Origin of the sequence: Lepagella muris (assembly GCF_004793975.1) — a bacterium.
Taxonomy (GTDB): Bacteria; Bacteroidota; Bacteroidia; order Bacteroidales; family Muribaculaceae; genus Lepagella; species Lepagella muris.
Map to the genome: position 1 here is coordinate 84174 of NZ_SRYB01000013.1, position 19685 is coordinate 103858.

18 protein-coding genes are annotated in these 19685 nt (G+C 46.8%); 14 read left to right on the plus strand and 4 right to left on the minus strand.

The window, feature by feature from the left end; all coding sequences use genetic code 11:
- Positions 1-100: 100 nt before the first annotated feature.
- The 3 genes from trxA to E5331_RS10335 all read right to left on the minus strand — a co-directional run bounded on the left by trxA (position 101) and on the right by E5331_RS10335 (position 5454).
- A complete protein-coding gene (trxA, locus tag E5331_RS10325; protein ID WP_123483995.1) occupies positions 101-415 on the minus strand; it encodes a thioredoxin in 315 nt (104 codons plus the stop codon).
- Positions 416-547: 132 nt separating this feature from the next.
- Positions 548-4231, minus strand: a complete 3684-nt coding sequence (gene dnaE / locus E5331_RS10330; RefSeq protein ID WP_123483996.1) for a DNA polymerase III subunit alpha — start codon at positions 4229-4231, stop codon at positions 548-550.
- A 122-nt stretch (positions 4232-4353) separates the two neighbouring features.
- On the minus strand, positions 4354-5454 hold the full coding sequence (locus tag E5331_RS10335) for a hypothetical protein (RefSeq protein ID WP_123483997.1): 1101 nt from the start codon (positions 5452-5454) through the stop codon (positions 4354-4356).
- 331 nt (positions 5455-5785) lie between these two features.
- On the opposite strand from E5331_RS10335, the gene E5331_RS10340 reads away from it, so the two are divergent.
- The 7 genes from E5331_RS10340 to E5331_RS10365 all read left to right on the plus strand — a co-directional run bounded on the left by E5331_RS10340 (position 5786) and on the right by E5331_RS10365 (position 10202).
- A complete protein-coding gene (locus E5331_RS10340) occupies positions 5786-6580 on the plus strand; it encodes a hypothetical protein (protein ID WP_123484834.1) in 795 nt (264 codons plus the stop codon).
- 185 nt (positions 6581-6765) lie between these two features.
- Entirely contained in the window at positions 6766-6948 is a 183-nt protein-coding gene (locus tag E5331_RS10345) for a hypothetical protein (protein ID WP_123484835.1), read from the plus strand.
- A 623-nt stretch (positions 6949-7571) separates the two neighbouring features.
- The gene (locus tag E5331_RS20700) at positions 7572-7703 is read left to right on the plus strand and encodes a hypothetical protein (protein WP_275441165.1); all 132 of its coding nucleotides are present in this window, start codon (positions 7572-7574) and stop codon (positions 7701-7703) included.
- A 12-nt stretch (positions 7704-7715) separates the two neighbouring features.
- Entirely contained in the window at positions 7716-7937 is a 222-nt protein-coding gene (locus tag E5331_RS10350) for a DUF6140 family protein (RefSeq protein WP_123484836.1), read from the plus strand.
- Positions 7938-8164: 227 nt separating this feature from the next.
- On the plus strand, positions 8165-8482 hold the full coding sequence (locus E5331_RS10355) for a type II toxin-antitoxin system RelE/ParE family toxin (RefSeq protein ID WP_123481192.1): 318 nt from the start codon (positions 8165-8167) through the stop codon (positions 8480-8482).
- 6 nt (positions 8483-8488) lie between these two features.
- On the plus strand, positions 8489-8836 hold the full coding sequence (locus tag E5331_RS10360; RefSeq protein WP_123481214.1) for a HigA family addiction module antitoxin: 348 nt from the start codon (positions 8489-8491) through the stop codon (positions 8834-8836).
- A gap of 34 nt (positions 8837-8870) precedes the next feature.
- A complete protein-coding gene (locus tag E5331_RS10365) occupies positions 8871-10202 on the plus strand; it encodes a peptidase associated/transthyretin-like domain-containing protein (protein ID WP_123481191.1) in 1332 nt (443 codons plus the stop codon).
- Positions 10203-10351: 149 nt separating this feature from the next.
- Here E5331_RS10365 and E5331_RS10370 read toward each other — a convergent pair whose 3' ends face one another.
- A complete protein-coding gene (locus tag E5331_RS10370; protein ID WP_123481190.1) occupies positions 10352-13588 on the minus strand; it encodes a S41 family peptidase in 3237 nt (1078 codons plus the stop codon).
- Between the two features lie 124 nt (positions 13589-13712).
- On the opposite strand from E5331_RS10370, the gene E5331_RS10375 reads away from it, so the two are divergent.
- From E5331_RS10375 to E5331_RS10405, 7 genes are all read left to right on the plus strand, one after another.
- The gene (locus E5331_RS10375; protein ID WP_123481189.1) at positions 13713-14216 is read left to right on the plus strand and encodes an RNA polymerase sigma factor; all 504 of its coding nucleotides are present in this window, start codon (positions 13713-13715) and stop codon (positions 14214-14216) included.
- Positions 14209-14691 (plus strand): hypothetical protein, encoded by a 483-nt coding sequence (locus E5331_RS10380; RefSeq protein WP_135984626.1) that lies wholly within the window; start codon positions 14209-14211, stop codon positions 14689-14691. Before E5331_RS10375 ends, E5331_RS10380 begins: the two co-directional genes overlap by 8 nt.
- Positions 14688-15128, plus strand: a complete 441-nt coding sequence (locus E5331_RS10385; protein WP_135984628.1) for a DUF6108 family protein — start codon at positions 14688-14690, stop codon at positions 15126-15128. Before E5331_RS10380 ends, E5331_RS10385 begins: the two co-directional genes overlap by 4 nt.
- A 50-nt stretch (positions 15129-15178) precedes the next feature.
- Positions 15179-16075, plus strand: coding sequence for a hypothetical protein (locus E5331_RS10390; protein ID WP_123481186.1), 897 nt, complete (start codon positions 15179-15181; stop codon positions 16073-16075).
- 97 nt (positions 16076-16172) lie between these two features.
- Complete coding sequence (locus E5331_RS10395) at positions 16173-17087, plus strand: hypothetical protein (RefSeq protein ID WP_123481185.1); 915 nt, start codon at positions 16173-16175, stop codon at positions 17085-17087.
- Between the two features lie 113 nt (positions 17088-17200).
- A complete protein-coding gene (locus E5331_RS10400; protein ID WP_275441167.1) occupies positions 17201-18040 on the plus strand; it encodes an alpha/beta hydrolase in 840 nt (279 codons plus the stop codon).
- Between the two features lie 72 nt (positions 18041-18112).
- A complete protein-coding gene (locus E5331_RS10405) occupies positions 18113-19618 on the plus strand; it encodes an ATP-binding protein (protein ID WP_135984630.1) in 1506 nt (501 codons plus the stop codon).
- Positions 19619-19685 lie beyond the last annotated feature (67 nt).

Consider the following 19685-nt stretch of genomic DNA (forward strand, 5'->3'; position numbering starts at 1 on the left):
TTTTAATATCCGGCAAAGATATAAACGATTGCCATATAAAAAAAACGAGTGGGGATGTAATTGACATACCCACACGTTTTTTAAGATTTATTATGAATCGTCAGAGAATCGCTGCAATCTTGTTTTCGAGATCAGCGAGTTTTACGAGACCCACGCTGCGCTCTTTTAGCTCCCCATCCTTAAAGAAGAGGACAGTGGGGATATTGCGCACCCTGAATGTAGAGGCTACTTCATCGTTGTCGTCAATATTGAGCTTGCCGATGGTCACCTGTCCGGCATACTTCTCTGCGAGCTCCTCTACGATAGGACCGAGCTTGATGCAGGGACCGCACCAGGTAGCCCAGAAATCGATTACGACAGGGTTGCCTGATTCAATAGCCTCAAGGGCTGTCTGATCTGTGAATTCTAATGCCATTTTATAGTTCGTTTTAAGTTAAACGGATGAAGCCGTAAGGACTTCGTATGAAAATTTTCCCAAAAGTAGAAATTTTTACCGATATATGCAACATGGTTTGTGCAAAAAAACGGCAAAACTCAGTAAGCCCGCTCAAGAAGAGGTAGTCACCTTATATTTCACTCCCCAGTCGTCGAGGAAAGCGACGGTCTCTTTCGTGACGGAGAATTTCTTACGGGAATGCACGGAAATTATCTGTTTTGTTTCCTGATTGTATATGTCGATGAAGAGGTCGCCCGCACGTTTCCCGGCATTAAACTGTAGGAACTTGTTGAAAAATTCCTCCGTGCAGAATCTGTCGTCGAGATATACGGTCAAGGCATTCGCCATCTTCCCCTGAACGTTGTCGAGGTTCTGTATCTCCTCGATGTTCACGTCAAGACGATCCGGTTTAAATTTGCTTTGAGCCACGTTTACCTTCAGATATACGGCATCGCCCACTTGCAGACGGTTTTTGTAGAATTCGAAATTGTTGGCGAATAGCATGAAGTCTACGCTCCCGGTCATATCCTCTATGGTAATTACGCCGTATGGTCTTCCATTTCGCGCTATACGTTGGTTTATGCCTGTCACCATTCCCCCCATGGTCAGTTTCGCTCCCGCCACCTTCTTATCCTCAAAATCACCGCACGAGCAATTGCAGCCGTAGGTCAGTTCCATATAGTAGGGGTCAAGAGGATGGGCGGATAGGTAGATAGTGACGAGTTTCTTCTCCTCATCCAGAAGTTTGAGGCGGTTCCATGGAGTCACCTGTGGAATTGGCGGACGAGCCGTCTCGATAGGTTCAAAATCACCGAAAAGACTTGCCTGCATGGAGTTCTTGTCGTTCTGGATTGTCTGTCCATACTTCACAAGCATTTCGGTAAAAGATGTGTCGCCAACCGGTTCCACAAAAATCTCTCTCATATATCCGAGACTGTCGAACGCACCCGCCATGCCAAGGCTCTCTATGGATGAGCGGTTGCAACTGCTGAGATTCACGCGCTCCACAAAGTCGTAGATATCCTTATACGGACCATTCTCCCTTCGCTCGGCGATTATGGCATTTACGGCATTGCCGCCCACGCCCTTTATGGCTCCGAGTCCGAAGCGTATCTGTCCGGCTTTTGTGACGCCGAATTTCTCTATCGACTCGTTTATGTCGGGTCCCTTCACGTCGATGCCCATGCGTATGCACTCATCCATAATCTTCTTGAGCTTGTCGGCTGCACCGAGATTGCGGCTTAGCACGCCTGCCATATATTCGGCAGGATAGTTGGCTTTCAGATATGCGGTCTGGTATGCCACCCATGTGTAGCACGTGGCATGGCTCTTGTTGAATGCGTATGACGCGAATTTCTCCCAATCAGCCCATATCTTCTCCAGCACCTCAGCCTTGTGACCGTTCTTCTGACCCTCGTCCATAAACTTCACCTTCAGCTTTGCCATCTTGTCGATCTGCTTCTTACCCATAGCCTTACGGAGCATATCACTCTCGCCTCGGGTGAAGTTGGATAGAAGACGCGACAGAAGCATCACCTGCTCCTGATAGACCGTGATTCCGTAGGTCTCCTCAAGATATTTCTCCATGATTGGGATATCGTAGGAGATAGGTTCGTCGCCATGCTTACGCTTGATGAAGGAGGGGATATAGTCCATAGGACCCGGACGATAGAGGGCGTTCATGGCTATGAGGTCCTCGAATTTTGAGGGCTGGAGGTCGCGGAGAGAGTTCTGCATGCCGGCAGACTCAAACTGGAATGTGGAGGTTGTGCGTCCGTCGCAGTATAGCTTGAATGTCGGTGCGTCGTCAAGGGGGATATGCTCGATGTCGAGATCAAACCCACGAGTCTGTTTGATGTTGGCAAGAGCCTCCTTGATTATTGATAGGGTCTTCAGTCCAAGGAAGTCCATCTTTATTAGCCCGGTCTCCTCGATTACGCTACCCTCGTATTGCGTGGATATCACCTTCGATCCGTCGGCATCCGTAGCCACGGATATAGGCACCCAGTCGGTTATGTCGTCACGTCCGATGATGACGCCGCAGGCATGTATGCCAGTGCCGCGCACGTTCCCCTCGAGCTGTCCGGCATATTTCATCACCTCCCTTACGATGGGGTTCTCATTGTGGGTCTCCGCCTCAAATTCCTTGCAGTAGGCAAGGCAATTCTTGAAGTTGATCTTGGGAGCCTTACCATTGACCTCCGGCAGACGGTCAGGCACGAGCTTGGCAAGACGGTTTGATTCCGGAAGAGGAAGCTCCATCACTTTCGCCACGTCCTTTATGGCGGATTTAGTAGCCATAGTCTGATACGTGATGATATGTGCCACTTTCTCCGCTCCATATTTCTCTGTGACGTATTTCAGCACCACGTATCTCCCGTCGTCGTCGAAGTCAACGTCGATATCGGGTAGGGAGATACGGTCAGGGTTAAGAAAACGTTCGAAAAGAAGGTCATATTTGATGGGGTCGATCTGCGTTATACCCAGACAGTATGCCGCCGCGCTTCCGGCAGCCGAACCACGACCCGGACCCACACTGACGCCAAGTTGCTTCTTGGCGACATTGATGAAGTCTTGCACGATAAGGAAGTAGCCGGGGAAACCCATCGTCTTCATTATATACAGCTCAAATTTAAGACGCTCCTTTACATCGTCGGTGAGTGGATCACCATATCTCTCTTTCGCCCCTTCCCACGTCAGCTTCTCCAGATAATCAGCCTCGAATTTGATACGGTATAGCTTGTCGTATCCGCCAAGACGCTTTATCTTCTTGTCGGCATCCTCTTTTGAGAGCACAACATTCCCGTTCTCATCTTGGGTGAACTCATTGAAAAGATCCTCCTCGGTGAGACGCTGACGGTATTCCTCCTCGGTGCCGAACTCTTCAGGTATGGCGAAGTTGGGCATGATGGGACCGTGGTCGATGGAATAGAACTCGATTTTGTCAAGTATCTCGTTGGTGTTCTGTAGAGCCTGCGGCACGTCGGCGAAGATCTTGTTCATCTCCTCCGTTGATTTGAGCCATTCCTGCTTTGTGTAATGCAGGCGTGGCTCATTGAATCTTTTCTGCATCGATACGCAGATCAGTCGGTCGTGAGCCTCGGCATCATCCTCAAACGTGAAATGCACGTCGTTCGTGGCAATCACCTTTATGCCATGCTTCTCCGCCATCTTCAGCAGAAACTCATTGACTTTCTCTTCGAGAGGATATACATCGCGGTTGGAATTCTCCTTGAATGTCTGGTGGCGTTGCAGCTCGAGGTAATAGTCGTCGCCAAACGTCTCCTTATACCATAGTATCCTCTCTTCGGCAGACTGCAGGTCATCATGTATTATGAATTGCGGCACTTCCCCGCCCAGACAAGCGGAGCATACGATCAGCCCCTCGCGATGAAGGGCAAGCTGCTCACGGTCGGTACGTGGTTTGTAGTAGTAGCCGTCGGTCCATGCCTTGCTGACGAGCTTTATGAGGTTGTGGTAGCCTTGGCTATTCTTGGCAAGCACAATCAGATGGAAGCCATTGTCGCTCTTGTCCTTTCGGTCGGTCATTTTTTCACGGGCGACATACATCTCGCATCCGAGGATAGGTTTGAACTTCTCCTCATCGGGTTTCCCGGAGTTCTTTTTGTTGACATAGTTATAAAACTCCTTGATGCCGAACATGTTGCCGTGGTCGGTTAGGGCGATTCCGCGCATGCCGTCGCCGATAGCCTTATCGACGAGTTCGGGGATTGATGCCTTTCCGTCAAGCAGACTGTATTGTGAGTGAACGTGAAGATGAGTAAAAGGGATCATGTGATTTGTTATGGAGAAGTGAATTTTTTTACAAAGATAATTGAAAGAAATCAATAAGCGAGCGTGTCAGTGAAAAAATTTTTGTATGTCGATGCGGTTTCCGGTCATTGTCATCCCATTGCTTAATTATCTTTTTTCTTAGATACTGCGAATATCTTTTCAAGTTTGTTATTTATACGCCACTCTGATTCTTTGATATTGGAAGTGTCGCGTTTGTTAGTGTCTAAATTTACTTCATCCTTGAATATCGCTTTCATCCCGGTATTGAAATGGCGACCGAAACATGGATATTTCATTTTTATTTTAGCAAGAAATACCCCTTTAAGGCGAGATGTCCATACCCCCGTCTCGGAATTTCTGAAATACAGGTGATCCTCCGCAGCCCCGATAATGCCGGCGTTTGCCAATTCGTATAAGTCATTGGCAAGATTTTTGATTGTATCGAGGCGTTTCTCATCCGTGTCGATGCTTGCTCCCAGATGGGTTTTCAATAGTTTTTTATACCAACGCTCTTTATGTTTTTCCGACTTTATACCCAGACGGTAGCGAAGTTTGGCAATTTGGGATCCACCCAGTCTTGAGGTATCCCTTTTGAATACGTATAATTCCAGTCCATACTCCAAATCAGCCTTACCGACATATCTAAGGCGGTCGTTATTCCTTTTGAAACATTCCTTTATATCCTTGCTCCATACATATACCACGTCAGGTGTCAGCCGGTCGATGAGCGTGCGGAATGCGGGATAAGCTGCATCGTATGTGGCGGCATCCTTTGGCGTCATTTCCGTGTCATTATGGTAGAATTGCAGATAGTTGGTGAACGCTATCCGATTCCACAACGATGCCCGCTTTTCGCTGCCGAGATCGCCGGCACATTTCAGCATATAATACGTGAATATCTTATAGGATGGATACGAAGCATCTCTATCAATAAAAGAGGTGATTTCAATGATATTGCTGTTGCTCAGCCGATAATAAGCCTTATCCTCACGCGACGCATAGAAAGGGCAATCCTGATCTTTCTCCCAAATGGAGTCGGGATTCCTGCATACCGCAGTATGGGGGCAATCCTCGGTGCAGAAATGACATACTCCGACTGCAAGAGTCTTCAGTCCATAGAATCCCTCCTCATAACCGTCGCCTATCCACGGCTCAAAGAAATAAGGATTGTCATTACTGCCTTCCGGCGTCTGCGTCATATAAGAGTTGTTGAAATCATCCATAAGATTGGTATAAGATTAGATGCTTGCAAATTTAATGAAGATAATCGGAATAAAGAATACCTTAATTGGTTCAATCCGGTTCAAATGCAGTAAAAAACTAATGAAGAATTATATCTTTGTGTTCTCCGTGCTCTTCGTGGTTTAAAATGTATCGGGATAGCCATTTGAAAATAATTTTCTAAAAATACTGTATGCTTGGTTTTGTGTAATATTAAGTTGGATAGATAGTTAGCGTTAATAATCGGTCAATAAAGCGGGAATAAATTTTATTAAAGATTTATATAAGGATAATTGAATTAATTTTGCGCTTGAAAATAAAATCGTAATACAAATGGAAACAAACATACATCGGAAGGAGGAGGCGATTCAGTCTGTATGGCTGAAGATGGCGGAGGCAAACAGTGATGCAGAGTCGCTTTGCACTGACGGATTGCTTTTCCGCGGACCTATCAGTTATGCCGACGGATATTGGAGTCGGAAGAAAGGTGAGGAGGAGACCCTTTGGCGGAACGCTCCCCGCAAGCTTCTTATCCTCACGAAGGATCTCAACGATGATGAAGGATGGGATGTCCGTCAGGAGACGGGACGATATAATGAGATAGCATTCAGCTATGAACGCGCCATCTCATTCTATAAGAACCTACGTATGTGGAGCTATCTCATGCTGAAAGGTGAGATCGGTAATATCCCAAGTTTCAAGGATGCGCGCAACATGAATATCGTCGGACCCTTCTATGAGACAGCTCCGATAGCGAGGGTCAACTGCAAGAAACAGGTAGGGGGAGGGAGCATATCCGACACCCTGCTCATGCAATATCTTGAGACATACGCCGAGCCGCTTATGCAGCAGATCCGTCTCTACGATGCCGACATAATATATTGCTGCGGATTCTCCAACGACCGCAATATAATAATGGATTTCGTGTGGGCACACTACCTTACGGATCTTGAAAGCGTACCCAACACCGATGGTTGGTTCTACTATTCCCCGTCAACGGGAAAACTCGTGGTCAACAGCTATCATCCTTCAGCACGTATCGGCTATGAAGAGACCTATTACGGGTTGGCGGATGCATACGGAGAGACATTGAAATGGATTAAAGAGAAATACAATAAAACCTTTTGAATTATGCTCGTACCGTATTTTACAACCTGCAAGAAATGCGGAGAAATTTATATGATTCCGTCCGGCGGTGTTGTCTATCAGCCGCCTAAGCCGACACCATGCCCAAAGTGCCACACGGTAAATTCTCCGAATACCGGTTTGATGGGCTTGGCATTTAGGTTATTATTAAGAAAGATAATAGGGAAATGATAAAGAATATATTGACTGCGTTGGTAGTGCTATGTGCGTTTGCCTTATACGTGTATGGATTCTACCTGCTCTATACAAGAGTGGAGATGCCGATATGGGTGATAGTGATTATAGGGATTCCGGTCACAATAATCAATCTGTGGCTCTTGATTAAGATCTACGAGTTCTTCGATTGGTGATAACCATACACAACCCGTATTGTCGGCACGGTACCGTAGACAGTAAAAACGGCTCATGCCCGAGGGCAGAATGTAAATATTTTGTCAAAAAAATTGTGAATACCGATAAATCATATTAAATTTGCAACAGACACGATAGTGTGTTGAATTTAAAACCATTTATCATCAGTAGAAACGATAATCTGACAACATAAAATACATCATGCACATAAATTTTTAAAACATCAAGCACATGCATCAAGTACAGAAAATTGTGCATAAGATGTAATGACCTGATGAGCAAGATGTAATTACATATAGAACCCTCAAGACTGACAAGGATCTCGCTTAAATCTCGCAAATTTAAACCAAGAACTATCCGACTCAGGGCTTGCGTGTTCACACCCGTCATAGGGCGTGAGCCGTTATTCCCTATCCGAAGTTCAAGGCAATGCGAGAGCCCAAGCAGACGAATAGAGAATCCGGTTCTCGCCTTTTTTCGTTTGTATCCGGAGTCTTTTTATATGTAAAATTTGATACAAATATTTAAATTCCACAAATTGGATATTTGATTTAAATGAATTGCTAAAATTATTTAAGTCATAAATATCACAATATTTTTCACTCAATTAAAATTTTTAATTATGGCAAAGAACACGAAATTTAATCAGGACAAAGTGAAAGATGTACTTGAGACGACTGCGAAAGTCGCTACAGGAGTAGCATCAATAGTTGGCACTTTCGCAGCTTTGGCAGGCACTTTGAAAAAGAAGTAAGGAATTTGACAAATGTCAAAGGTATTCAGGATTACGCCGAAAAGGGTTAAGCGTGTGAATGGCACCGTGCTGACTCCGGATATGGAGGTGACGGTGACGACTGCCATCCACACTACGAATCCATTCTATAACGGTGCGAAGGAGGTCATAGCCCAATACGATCGTATGTTTGGCTTTGACTACAGGAAGGCCTGTTGCAGTCTGAATGATTTCAGCTACAAGGCACTCGACTGACCTCATATCATTGTGTTAGTCAACCACAGGGAGCGCAGAGAACACGGAGAATTTATAAAAACTCTGTGTCCCCCGTGCTCTTCGTGGTTTTTCTACCATACTCTCCGTGTTTTTTCAACCGCAGAGTGCGCGGAGGGCACGGAGATTTTGTAATATTGATTATCAAATTTGATAATTTGAAAAACTATTGTTAATTTTGCTTCGTTGTTAAACAGATATATTATTATATGATTGTCATCTTTGAACATGAATACTTGCGACAGCTTTATGAGGACGGAAAGTGCAAGGATAAGAAGCATCGATATCAACCTGATATTGTTAATCGTTATCAAAAAGCAGTACGTTTTTTGATAACTGCTTCATCACTGGAAGCTCTTTGGCCTATTCGTTCTCTAAACTACGAGGTGCTTTCAGGAGACAAGGCAGGACGATCTTCAATTAGAGTAAATGATAAATATCGAATAGAATTTACAGTTTCCAAGACTTTGGATGAGCCTTTAATTACTATATGTAATGTAGTGGAATTGTCTAACCATTATAAATGAATGCAGATGGATATAAAACTTGCGGGGATTGACCCTAATATGATTGCAAATAATCTGACCACAAGTAGACCGATTCATCCCGGAGAGATGATAAAGGATGAAATTGAGTATCGTGGTATATCTCAGAAGGATTTGGCTGCTGAGGTCGGTATTCCTGCCTCGGTGCTTAATGCTGTCCTTAACGGGAAAAGAGCCGTTACGACTGAATACGCGCTTCTTCTTGAAGCTGCCCTTGGTATTGAGGCTGATATATGGTTGAGGCAGCAGGCAGAATATAATAAACAGGTGGTGAAATCCGACCCTTCTTTCATGGAGAGGATAAACCGCATACGCAAAGTTGCAGCTTTCCTTTAGTGTCGGAAGATTTGAATAGGGAGATTTAGCGACGATGGAGAAGTATTGGAGGCAGAATGTGTTTTGGCGGTGCGTCGTGGTTGCGGTGGCGTTGGTCTGTACTGTGGCGGCGAGTGGAGCTGCGCGTGTTGTCGTGGTTGATTCCGCCACGAATAAGCCACTGCCGATGGCTTCGTTGTTTGATAGCAAGGGTAATGCTTTGGGCGTGTGCGACACAAAGGGCAGGTCAATGGCGATACCCTCGACGAGCTATCCCATCACGGTACGTTACCTTGGATTCAAAGAGCAGGTCGTGCCGGATGTCGGTCGTGACACCATCTACATGCAGGAGAGCGTCACTTCGCTGCCGGAAGTGGTCGTGCAGACACGTCATAATAAGGTGCTCCATCTGCTTGCCTACGTCAGGGAATACTCCACGATGTCAAGCTATTCCGACACCGTCTTCCTCTTTCGGGAAAAGATGGTGGATTATATGCTTGTGCCGGATAAGAGCGTGCGGTATAAGGGTTGGTCAAATCCGCGAATGCTCAAAAGCAAGTCATATTACCGTTTTACCAATAGTCAGGGTCTCGATAGCGTTAGCAACGTCAGCAATCATCATTTCTCTTGGTCTGATTGGATTGGAATCGCTTCGGCTGTCAAGTTGCCGACCGCATTGGAGGGCATGGTGCATGGTAGTGATACTGTCTATGGGAAATATAGTCCGACGGAAGTATGGACTAAGAAAGATGGTAGGGTGGGGGTATCGGTCAATGTGATGGCTGACACCACGAGTCGCAAATGGGTGCCGGATTTATCCGGATTCTTCAAGAACGGTCTTGATTTTGAGAAATTCATGATAGGTTTTAATTACGACAACGTGGTGGCGGATTCAGTGTCGGCAGAGGATCTCACGGGCTATTCATATTCCATAGAGTCAAGAGGACGTGGAAGAGACATGTTCCGGTTTAACAGGACAGACGAACCGTTTTTTGTGACCACATACGCAGAGATATATTTGGTTGACAAGGAATATATATCCCTGAAAGAGGCGAGGAAATGGGAGCATAATAGATTTGAGAAGTATGATAAGGGTATTGTTAAACCGGTAGAGGCACCGGCATTACAACCCTCAGTGCAGACATTGGTGGCACGTGTTGATAATATCGACATGAGCGGCATACGGCTTGATTTCGCGCCAGACAAGACTATGATATCGGAAAATTTCGGCAAACCGAAGAAATTTGATATAGGGACTTGTATCTTGTCTATTTTGAAAAACCTGACAGGTATCAGTGAATACAAATATCGCAAGAATGTGAAGAACAAATGGGATAAATTCCGTAAGGAGAAGACCACCGTCAATAAGATCCGCAAAAAAGAGTAATTTTTGATTAACCACCAAGAACGCAATTAGCTGCAAAATTATATTAACCACCAAGAACACAGAGAGCACGGAGTTTTTTATAAAATTCTCCGTGCTCTCCGCGTTCTTTGCGGTTTATTCACTACCGAGTCTGCGTTCCAAGTGGCAGTTTACTTCTTCACTTTCTGCATCAGGTGGCGTACTGCGCCTTCGAGCTGTGCATCGGTGCCGTTCTCCACGTCTCCCGGACGGTTATAGATGAGAATATCGGGGTTCAACTGGGTGTTCTCAAGGATTGTGCCATCTTCCGATACATTTGTAACCTGCGGTATGCCGAAGATAATCGTCGGATCAATCTGCGTCTCCCACCATACGGCAGTCATTGTGCCGGGTATCGGCGCACCGACCACTTCACCGATGCCGAGAGCCTGGTATGCGTAAGGCGAACCGTGTGCATCACTATAGTTTGATTCGTTGACGAGCATTACGGATGGTTTTGTCCACTGTGCAAACGGCTCATGACCGATCTCACGACCACGCGGTTTGAAAGTGACGTATTCCTTACCGTTGAGAAGTATTGCGAGGTCATTATGGAGCCAGCCACCACCGTTGTAGCGGGTATCTACCACTACGGCATCGCAGTTGCGGTATTTACCGAGCAGACGGTCGTAGACGGTCTGGAAGCTCTGGGTATCCATACCTCTTACATGCACGTAACCGATCTTACCGCCAGACAGGCTGTCGGCGAGCTGTTCGTTACGCTCCACCCAACGCTGGTATGCCATATTAGAGAGACTGCCGGAGTTGATCGGCTTGACAACCACGTATTCGGTCTTGCCATCCGCTTTCTTCACTTCAAGACGCACCTTCTCTCCGGTCTTACCTTCGAGGAGTGGGAAATAGTCGGTGTCGGCAAGTATCTTCTCGCCATCGATCGACATTATTATATCACCCACCTTGATATTGGCAGCCTTAGCGGCAAGCGGACCACGCGGGAAAATCTCAGCCACTTTCAGACCGTCGCCCGTATAGTTCTCATCGAAATAAGCACCGAGGTTGGCAGTGTTGAGGGATGCACCATTTCCGTAGTAGCGTCCACCGGTGTGTGAGGCATTCAGCTCGCCGAGAATCTCACTCAGAAGAGTGGCGAAGTCTCGGTTGTTGGAGATATAGGGGAGGAACTCGCGGTAGTGGGCGGTATAGTAGTCCCAATCTACACCGTGGAGATTCTCGTCATAGAATTTATCCTCCACTTGCTTTGCCATGTGGTCAAATATGTAGGCTCTCTCAAGAGAGGGCTTACGATCGTAAGGCGCATCAAAAGTGACATCTTTTGTGTCGGAAGATGCAAGGTTCACCTTCTTTATGCCGTTGTAAGACAATACAAACAGGTTCTCCCCCTTCTTGTCGGGATAGAGCGAACCGGCAGTGCCTTTGAGAAGCACTTTTGTCTCACCCTTCTTCAGGTCAACGACGTTCATGTTCCAACCCCCTTCGGTAGCAGCCGCTATATAATATAGCTTATCACCTTTGGGCGACAGGAAGTAATCGTAGATGTTGGATGAGCGGTCGGTGAGTCGGCGTGTGCGGTAGCGGCGGTTGGCAAGGTCGAGTTTTGTCTCCTTCTTGTCAGCCTTGGCATCCTTATCCTTCTTCCCTTTCTTGTCCTTCTTCTTTTTCTTGTCGTCCTTGCTGTCAGACTCATCCTTCTTGCTATCCTCCTCGGCTTTCTCGGCAAGCTTCATCTCCTCCTCCGAGAAGTTGAATTTCTCCCAAGCCTCATCATCAAGCACCATAAGGATTATATCCTCCTGATTGCCCCATGAGCCGTGTGCCTTCATGCCATATCTTCCTGTGGAGTAGGTGAGCGCCTTACCGTCGAGTGCCCATTTAGGACTATTGTCGGAATAACCGCTTTCTGTGAGGTCAACCACTTCCGATCCGTCGGCCTTCACAAGGGCGATATCGGTGTTGTTCCAGCCGCCATTACCTATATAGGATATCAGCAGCCAGTTGCTGTCAGGACTCCATGAGAATGGTATGTCGCCGTCAGAATAAGAATAGTTGAATTTGCCGTCGAGGGCTGTAGTCACTTTCTTTGTCTCAAGGTCGATCACTTTAAGCTCCGTGCGGTTCTCAAGGAAAGCCACCTTCTTGCCATCAGGGGAGAATTGCGGCTGCATTGCTGAAGTCTCGCACTTGTAGAGCGGCTCGATCACGATGTCGGTTGCGTATGCAAACTGTTTCTCCTTGTCGTTCTTGATCTTTGCGGTGAAGAGCTGCCAGATTCCGTCAACATCGCTGTCATATACTATGGTGCGACCATCGGGAGAGAAACTTGCGATGCGTTCCTGAGCCGGAGTATTGGTGATACGTTTTGTGGTCTTGTATTCAGTGTCGGTTACGTAGAGGTCGCCGCGTATTATGAAAGCCACCTCCTTACCTTCCGGAGAGACAGCGATGTCGGATGCACCGTAGCGTGCATAATTCTTCACGCGGTCGCTGTCATACTCATCGGCAGTGATGCGAATGTTGAGTTTCTGTGGCTGGGAGCCTGGTTTGAGAGTGTATATCTCACCATCCCAAGAGAACGCGAGCATACCGTTGTCGGAAGAGGATAGGGAGCGCACGGGATGTTTTGTGAAGTTGGTCAACTGTTTTGCCGACTTGTCGGTGGTGCTTGCCTGCCATACGTTGAGTGTGCCGTCTTTCTCACTGACGTAATAGAAGGTGTTCCCCTGTCCCCACACGGGCGACTGGTTGCCCCAGTTCTCGTTGGTCAGCTGTGAGAACTTCCCGTTGTCGTAAAGCCATACATCGGCGGTGCCTGAAGAACGCTCATGCTTTCTCAGCACGTCTTCCACGCCTTTCCGATCCTGATAGAGAAGTTCCCCCTTGGCATTGGCGTCGGCGGAGATCATCGGCTGGGAGAGGAAGAGACGCGGGCGCGGATTCTGCCTGTTGATGTTGATCTGATACACCTGCGTAGAGAACGGGGCACGAGCCGTGTTCATTCCCGGAAGATTGGAAGCGGAGAAGAGAAGTGTGGAATCATTGAGGAAAGTCAGAGGCTTCTCGTTGCCGCTGTTGGTGGTGAGACGGCGAGGCGTCCCGCCTTTGGCGGATGTGATGAAAATGTCGTCTGATCCTTCCCGGGTGCTTAGGAAGACGATCGATTTGCCATCTCTTGTCCATACGGGCACTCCGTCGTAGGCTTCGTTGGAAGTGATCTGGGTGGCTTCGCCACCTGCTACCGGCACCGTAAATATGTCGCCCTTATAAGTGAAGGCGACAGTCTTGCCGTCGGGTGAGATTGCTGCATCGCGTAGCCATTTCGGGGCATTGTCGGCGAGAGCAACCACCGGACAAGCTGCGAGCAACAGAGGGATAAATGAGGTTAGTTTCATAAAAGTTTTAATTTTTCATTACAAAAGTAGCTGATTTAATCGGAAATAACAAGACAAGTAAAAATTTTATAAAAAATTGGTTTAAATTTGTTGCAAAATACGATTGCCTGCGTATTGATGATAGATGAACGGAGAAAATTTCATATCAGCTTTCAAGAGAGTACGTCTCAGATTCCGGCTGCGGGGCAGCATATCGGGAGCCGGGGATGACACGGAGGATGCACTTCAGGATGCGTTCTGCCGGTTGTGGAGCCGGCGTGACGAGATTTCGGGAGCGGGTCATGCCGAGGGACTGATCACCACCACAGTACGCAATATCTGCATCGATGACGCCCGTCGTCGGCAGGCACATCCGCAGAGTGATATAGAGGAGGTCAGGGAGACCGGTACGCCACCGGATGACGACCGCGAATATGCCGATGAGCTATACCGGAAAATCGACAGGATAGCGGCGGAACGACTCTCGCAGCGCGATCGGGAGATTCTGTATCATCGGGAGAAGGATGGTTGGGAATATGATGAACTGGCAGAGATGTACGGACTTTCGGAAAGCAACGTAAGGATGATAATATCAAGAGCAAGAAAGACGCTTCGTTCAATTTACCTAAAAGAGAATGATAATGGATAAGGAATCATTACATAGACTGATAGAACGCTATTATGACGCCGACACCACGGCGCAGGAGGAGCGTATGCTTCTGAAGGCGGCATTGGAATCGGAGGGTAAAGATCCAATGGTGGATGAGGTGCTGGCAGTCATGGGTTATGCCCGGAGAAAACCCTCTCCGGAGATGGAGATGAAGGCTTCCATGAAGAGGGGCGGAGGTCGTCGTTCAGTATGGCTCCGTGTCGGGAGTGCCGCGGCATCGGTTGCGGCAGTAGTTGCTGTCGGATTCATGCTGATGAGGTCGCCGGGTGTAGGGGTGGAAGCTGCGGAATGTTACGCCTACGTTGACGGAATACGCATAGAGAACAGAAATGATGTGGCATCGCTTGTAAACCGCCAGCTCAGCGAACTGGCTAATGCGGAGGAGAGTGTGAACGAGGTAATCACGGAAGACTTTTCCGACATGAGTGAGGCTTTTAATTTTGATGAATTATGAGAAGGATAGTATTATGTATGGTGGTAGGGGTCGCGACGGTGTTTGCGGCTATGGCTCAGGAGGGGCTTAACGTGGCGGAATTCTTTTCTGACGCCTATACCGGTAATCCGAAGGTGACGTTGGTAAGCATGAGTTATGACAAGGTTGAGAAAAACGGAATGAGAAAATACCGTAGCATCTCGGTGGAAGACTCTCCGGAACTTGCCGATAAAATCGGGAGAGCCGTAAGCAAGGATGGTGCGTCGGCAGTATCGAAAGAGGTGTCATACCGCGAGGGTCAGCTTTACTTCGGTTTCTATTCCATGGGAGGGAAACGGTCGGCAAGAAGGTATCTCCTCTATCTCAATCGCCGCCCGAAGGGTAAGGAGAAGACCACTCTGATATTCATAGAGGGAAATCTCAGTGATGCAGAGGTGAAGAGGATGATAAATAAGTGATAACGTTAATAATTACTGATAAAACTATATCTGATAAAAAACTATATCGTATGGAAAATATTGTAACGACCATAATCATGATCCTTATCGTGGCATGTATGCCTGTTGTGTCGAAAGGTGAAGAACCGGTTGATACGGTCAAGGTGGTGAAAAAGGCTGATGAGGTGGTAGTGACCCGTAAGGGGACAGTGACCCGACTTGAGGCTACACGTATGGATTCGCTTCAGAATGGCAAGTACTATATCTATGAGGTGGATGTGCGCACATCTTCACCGGATGAGGAGTACGACCTTCCGGATTTGTGGGAGATGAAATTGCCGTTTCTTCCCAATGACTGTGATAACTGCAGCGGTCGCCGTTTGCGCCGTCAGTTGACGGGCTTCTCCCACGTATATTGGGGCTGGAGATTCAATTATAACGACCGCCGGGAGGTGAAGAACGGTTTCGAGGTCGGCGTAAGGGATCTTGTGGGAGTGCGTTGGGACCACGGACCGCAGACAGTAGGATTTTCTATCGGAGCAGGTTTTGGAATGATGCGTTTTCTTGCGCAGGATGGGTTCTGCTATGCCAAGCATGGGGATGCCCTCGTGTTCCGGAAGATTTCGGAAGGCATAAAGGTTGATAAGTCGCGTTTTGATGTCTGGCGGTTCCATATACCGGTGCTTCTTGACGTGCCTCTCGGCAAGGTGGGTAACTTTTCGATAGGTGGAGTTGCCAATCTCAATACGTATGCTTCAAGCAAAACTCAGACTATATCTGGCGATGAGAGGGAGAGCGTGAAATACAAGCATTTCCAACAGCGTCTGTTCACAGCCGACCTGTTTGCCTCGCTTACTATAGAGGGAATAGGTATCTATGCCACGTGGAGCCCTATGTCGGTGTTCGGCGCAGGTTTCGGACCGGAGTTAAAGGGATGGTCAATAGGCGTGGATCTGCTGACTTTCTGATCCATTATTCCAAACACCGGGGATCTAAAACCGGAGTCTACCGGATTTGAATAGCTTATAAATTTGTCTACTTCTTATTTAAAACGGAATTAAAATTATGAAATCAATAAGGATATTTACATTGGCAGCTCTCGCATCATTGACCATGCTGCTGCCGGAAACGTCATATTCACAGGAGGAGAAGCCCGATACCATACTGCATATCACCACGCCCTCCAAGGTAGTCGTGACGGAGAATGCATCGGGCAGCAAGGTAGAGGTGAGGTCGCTGACGGATGATGAGGAATTGATAGCCTCCGTATTCACGGGATATTCATCAGAATCATCGGTAAGCTCCAAAAGTCGGGAGGGTTTTCTCAACAGTTGGTGGTACAACCGTAATCTTCTGAATGTAGAAGAGAATCAAGGCTCTCATTGGGGAGTCTCGTTAGATGGCGTGTGCATCGGGCTTACCAATGCCCTCGACCAGACTCCGGAGGGTGGTCTTCAGTGGTCGAAATCTTTTGAGATAAGTTGGCTAAGTTGTCTCAACGTGTATTATGAGTTCAGTCGTTCAAGGATATCGCTCGGACTTGGCTTCGACTGGCGTAACTATAAGGTCACGACGTCGGGTAGGGCACTCGTGGCTAATGCCGACAAGGGTATCGGATGGGGCAACTATCCCGGTAATTCCGAAGGAAGATTCTCACGGTTAAAAGTGTTCAGCCTTCAGCTTCCGTTGCTATATGAGTGGGACGTGCCGAAATCCTCGCTGACGTTCAAGGCGGGTCCGATAATGAACTTCAATACGTATGCCTCCCTTAAAAGCGTATGGGATGATGAGGATGGGAACCGACATGAATCATTCACTAAGGAGATAGAGCCGCGTAGGTTTACGGTAGACTTCTTCGCATCCCTATCCTTCTGCAAGGCCATCGGTCTTTACGTGAGATATTCGCCGATGAAAGTGATGGACGCTCCGACCGGTCTGAATTTCCGCCCATTGACCGTAGGCGTCACATTGGGAATCTGATAAGGGCGTAATAATTTGACAAGATGAATATTTGTTGTTAAATTTGCATTGAGGAAAGATTGACTATCTCTTCTCAATGCAAATTTTTATAACATAATATCATGGGAATGAAAATCAGAAGATATTTGGTGGCAGGATTTATGGGCATCTCATTCAGCGTCATGGCGCAGCAGAACAGGATTGACATGATGCTGTGGGATAAGAATGTAGGAGCAGATCAGGCAAAGGCAATCGTAGAGAAGGCGGATTTCAACCGAGATCCGGCAATTACGGTCTATAAGGCGGCAAAACCTAATGGCAAGGCAATAATCATGTGCCCCGGCGGTGGTTACGGATGGGAAGCCACCGGACATGAAGGTCACGACATAGCTCATTGGCTCAATAATCAGGGCGTGACATACGTGGTGCTCAAATACCGTCTGCCGCAGGGGAATCATGAGATACCGTTGTCGGATGCAGAACAGGCAATACGGCTCGTGAGGGAGCATGCCGAGGAATGGGGCGTTGATCCGTCAAAGGTAGGCATAATGGGAGCTTCCGCAGGTGGACATCTGGCGTCAACCGTCGCCACCCACTACACAAGCGCGGCAACCCGTCCCGATTTCCAGATACTTTTCTATCCTGTGATCACAATGGACCCGTCATACACCCATGCCGGGTCAAGGACCAACCTACTTGGGGAGAACCCCTCTGCCGATCTACAGAACAGATTCAGCAACGAGTTGCAGGTCACGCCCGACACTCCCAAAGCCTTCCTAATACTGTCATCAGACGACGATATAGTTCCGGTAGCCAACAGCATAAACTACTATACCTCATTAGTCAGCAACAAAGTGCCCGTAGCCATGCATATTTATCCCAACGGTGGTCATGGCTACGGCTACAGCGAATGGTTCACCTACAAAGACCAATGGAAATCCGAATTGGAGAAATGGCTCCGCGAAGAAATCTGACCTACAAAGGCAGCAGAAATAATACGTAAGCTGATACATTGGAAATGATAAACGATTTCAAAATAATGTCGTATGAGTATAGAAATACAAAAACTAATCGGAGAAGCAACAGCCTACGACAAAAAACAAATGCTTGAGATCAAACGACCTAAAAGTTGGCTCAAAAGTGTGTCTGCTTTTGCGAATGGTGAAGGGGGTATGTTGATATTTGGTATTAGTGATGATAATCAAGTAGTCGGGCTTGATGATGCGGAAGGTGATGCCGAGAGAATCAGCGAGGAGATAAAAAACAAACTTGATCCGGTTCCGGCAGTCAATCTTGAATATAAGAAAGTTGATTGTAAGACGCTTGTCGTGTTGCATGTATATCCTGGACAAGAAACTCCTTATTATTATATTGGCGACAAACAACGTCTTGCATTTGTACGCATAGGCAATGAATCTGTCACTGCAGACCGTATTCAATTGAAGAACCTTGTTATGCGAGGTTCCGGAAGAACTTACGACAGTCTGCCATCAAATTACAAGTTCGGAGATATGGCATTTTCCAAACTAAAGTCTGTGCATTACAAAAGATTACAGCGTTCATTTGAAGATAATGAGTTTGTGTCATGGGGAATTATTGATGAGAATGGTAATCTGACGAATGCCGGCGCATTATTAGCTGATGAATCCCCTTTACGACAATCACGCATATTCTGTACCCGTTGGAATGGTCTGGACATGACAAATGGATTGGGGGAAGCGATAGATGACATTGAATTGGACGGTAGTATAATTGGTCAGTTACAGGATGCCGTATCTTTTGTCAGAAATAATTCGCAGAAGAAATGGAGGAAGAAGAATGATTATCGTGAGGAACTTCCCGATTATCCGGAGAGAGCAGTGACAGAAGCGATAGTGAATGCAATTATCCATCGAGATTATGTGCAAATGGGAAGTGAAATTCATATTGACATGTATGATAATAGGTTAGAAATATATTCTCCCGGAGGTATGATGGATGGAAGACTGATTCAGCAGTTGAATCCACTTACTGTTCCATCCAAAAGAAGGAATCCGTTATTGGCAGATTTCTTCAGTCGATTGGGACTTATGGAAAGGCGAGGAAGTGGAATGAAAAAGATAATAAACACTTATGAGCATTACGAACATCTTTTGGATTATCATGCACCGGAGTTTAACTCTAATGCTTCAGAGTTTCATGTGATACTGTGGAATCTGAATTATGACCATGATAGGGTGGAAATAAGTGAAGAGGGTAATGTGGAAGAGTTCGCGAATGACGGAAAAGAGTTCGCGAATGACGGAAAAGAGTTCGCGAATAAGGATGAACAGTTCGTAAAAGACAGAAAAGAGTTCTTGAGGGCGAGTCGCCAAATTTACAGTATTATATCAACGAATCCTCGGATAACTACTGCACAGATGGCAGAAAAACTAAAAATATCCCAACGTCAAGTTCAAAAAAATCTAAAACGCTTGCAAGATACAGGCAGGATTTCTCGTTCAGGAAGCCGTAAAAATAGTGAATGGAAGATTATAGATGAGGAATATGAGGGATTCTTTGATAGAATATAATTCGAAACGAAGTCTTAAATTCGGACGATTTTTTGAAGATTTCTAAATTCTTTGTACTTTTGCAGCG

Bases quoted from the DNA above. Each gene is read 5' to 3' on its own strand.
- trxA (WP_123483995.1), bottom strand. From the start codon at position 415: ATGGCATTAGAATTCACAGATCAGACAGCCCTTGAGGCTATTGAATCA.
- dnaE (WP_123483996.1), bottom strand. From the start codon at position 4,231: ATGATCCCTTTTACTCATCTTCACGTTCACTCACAATACAGTCTGCTT.
- E5331_RS10335 (WP_123483997.1), bottom strand. From the start codon at position 5,454: ATGGATGATTTCAACAACTCTTATATGACGCAGACGCCGGAAGGCAGT.
- E5331_RS10340 (WP_123484834.1), top strand. From the start codon at position 5,786: ATGGAAACAAACATACATCGGAAGGAGGAGGCGATTCAGTCTGTATGG.
- E5331_RS10345 (WP_123484835.1), top strand. From the start codon at position 6,766: ATGATAAAGAATATATTGACTGCGTTGGTAGTGCTATGTGCGTTTGCC.
- E5331_RS20700 (WP_275441165.1), top strand. From the start codon at position 7,572: ATGGCAAAGAACACGAAATTTAATCAGGACAAAGTGAAAGATGTACTT.
- E5331_RS10350 (WP_123484836.1), top strand. From the start codon at position 7,716: ATGTCAAAGGTATTCAGGATTACGCCGAAAAGGGTTAAGCGTGTGAAT.
- E5331_RS10355 (WP_123481192.1), top strand. From the start codon at position 8,165: ATGATTGTCATCTTTGAACATGAATACTTGCGACAGCTTTATGAGGAC.
- E5331_RS10360 (WP_123481214.1), top strand. From the start codon at position 8,489: ATGGATATAAAACTTGCGGGGATTGACCCTAATATGATTGCAAATAAT.
- E5331_RS10365 (WP_123481191.1), top strand. From the start codon at position 8,871: ATGGAGAAGTATTGGAGGCAGAATGTGTTTTGGCGGTGCGTCGTGGTT.
- E5331_RS10370 (WP_123481190.1), bottom strand. From the start codon at position 13,588: ATGAAACTAACCTCATTTATCCCTCTGTTGCTCGCAGCTTGTCCGGTG.
- E5331_RS10375 (WP_123481189.1), top strand. From the start codon at position 13,713: ATGAACGGAGAAAATTTCATATCAGCTTTCAAGAGAGTACGTCTCAGA.
- E5331_RS10380 (WP_135984626.1), top strand. From the start codon at position 14,209: ATGGATAAGGAATCATTACATAGACTGATAGAACGCTATTATGACGCC.
- E5331_RS10385 (WP_135984628.1), top strand. From the start codon at position 14,688: ATGAGAAGGATAGTATTATGTATGGTGGTAGGGGTCGCGACGGTGTTT.
- E5331_RS10390 (WP_123481186.1), top strand. From the start codon at position 15,179: ATGGAAAATATTGTAACGACCATAATCATGATCCTTATCGTGGCATGT.
- E5331_RS10395 (WP_123481185.1), top strand. From the start codon at position 16,173: ATGAAATCAATAAGGATATTTACATTGGCAGCTCTCGCATCATTGACC.
- E5331_RS10405 (WP_135984630.1), top strand. From the start codon at position 18,113: ATGAGTATAGAAATACAAAAACTAATCGGAGAAGCAACAGCCTACGAC.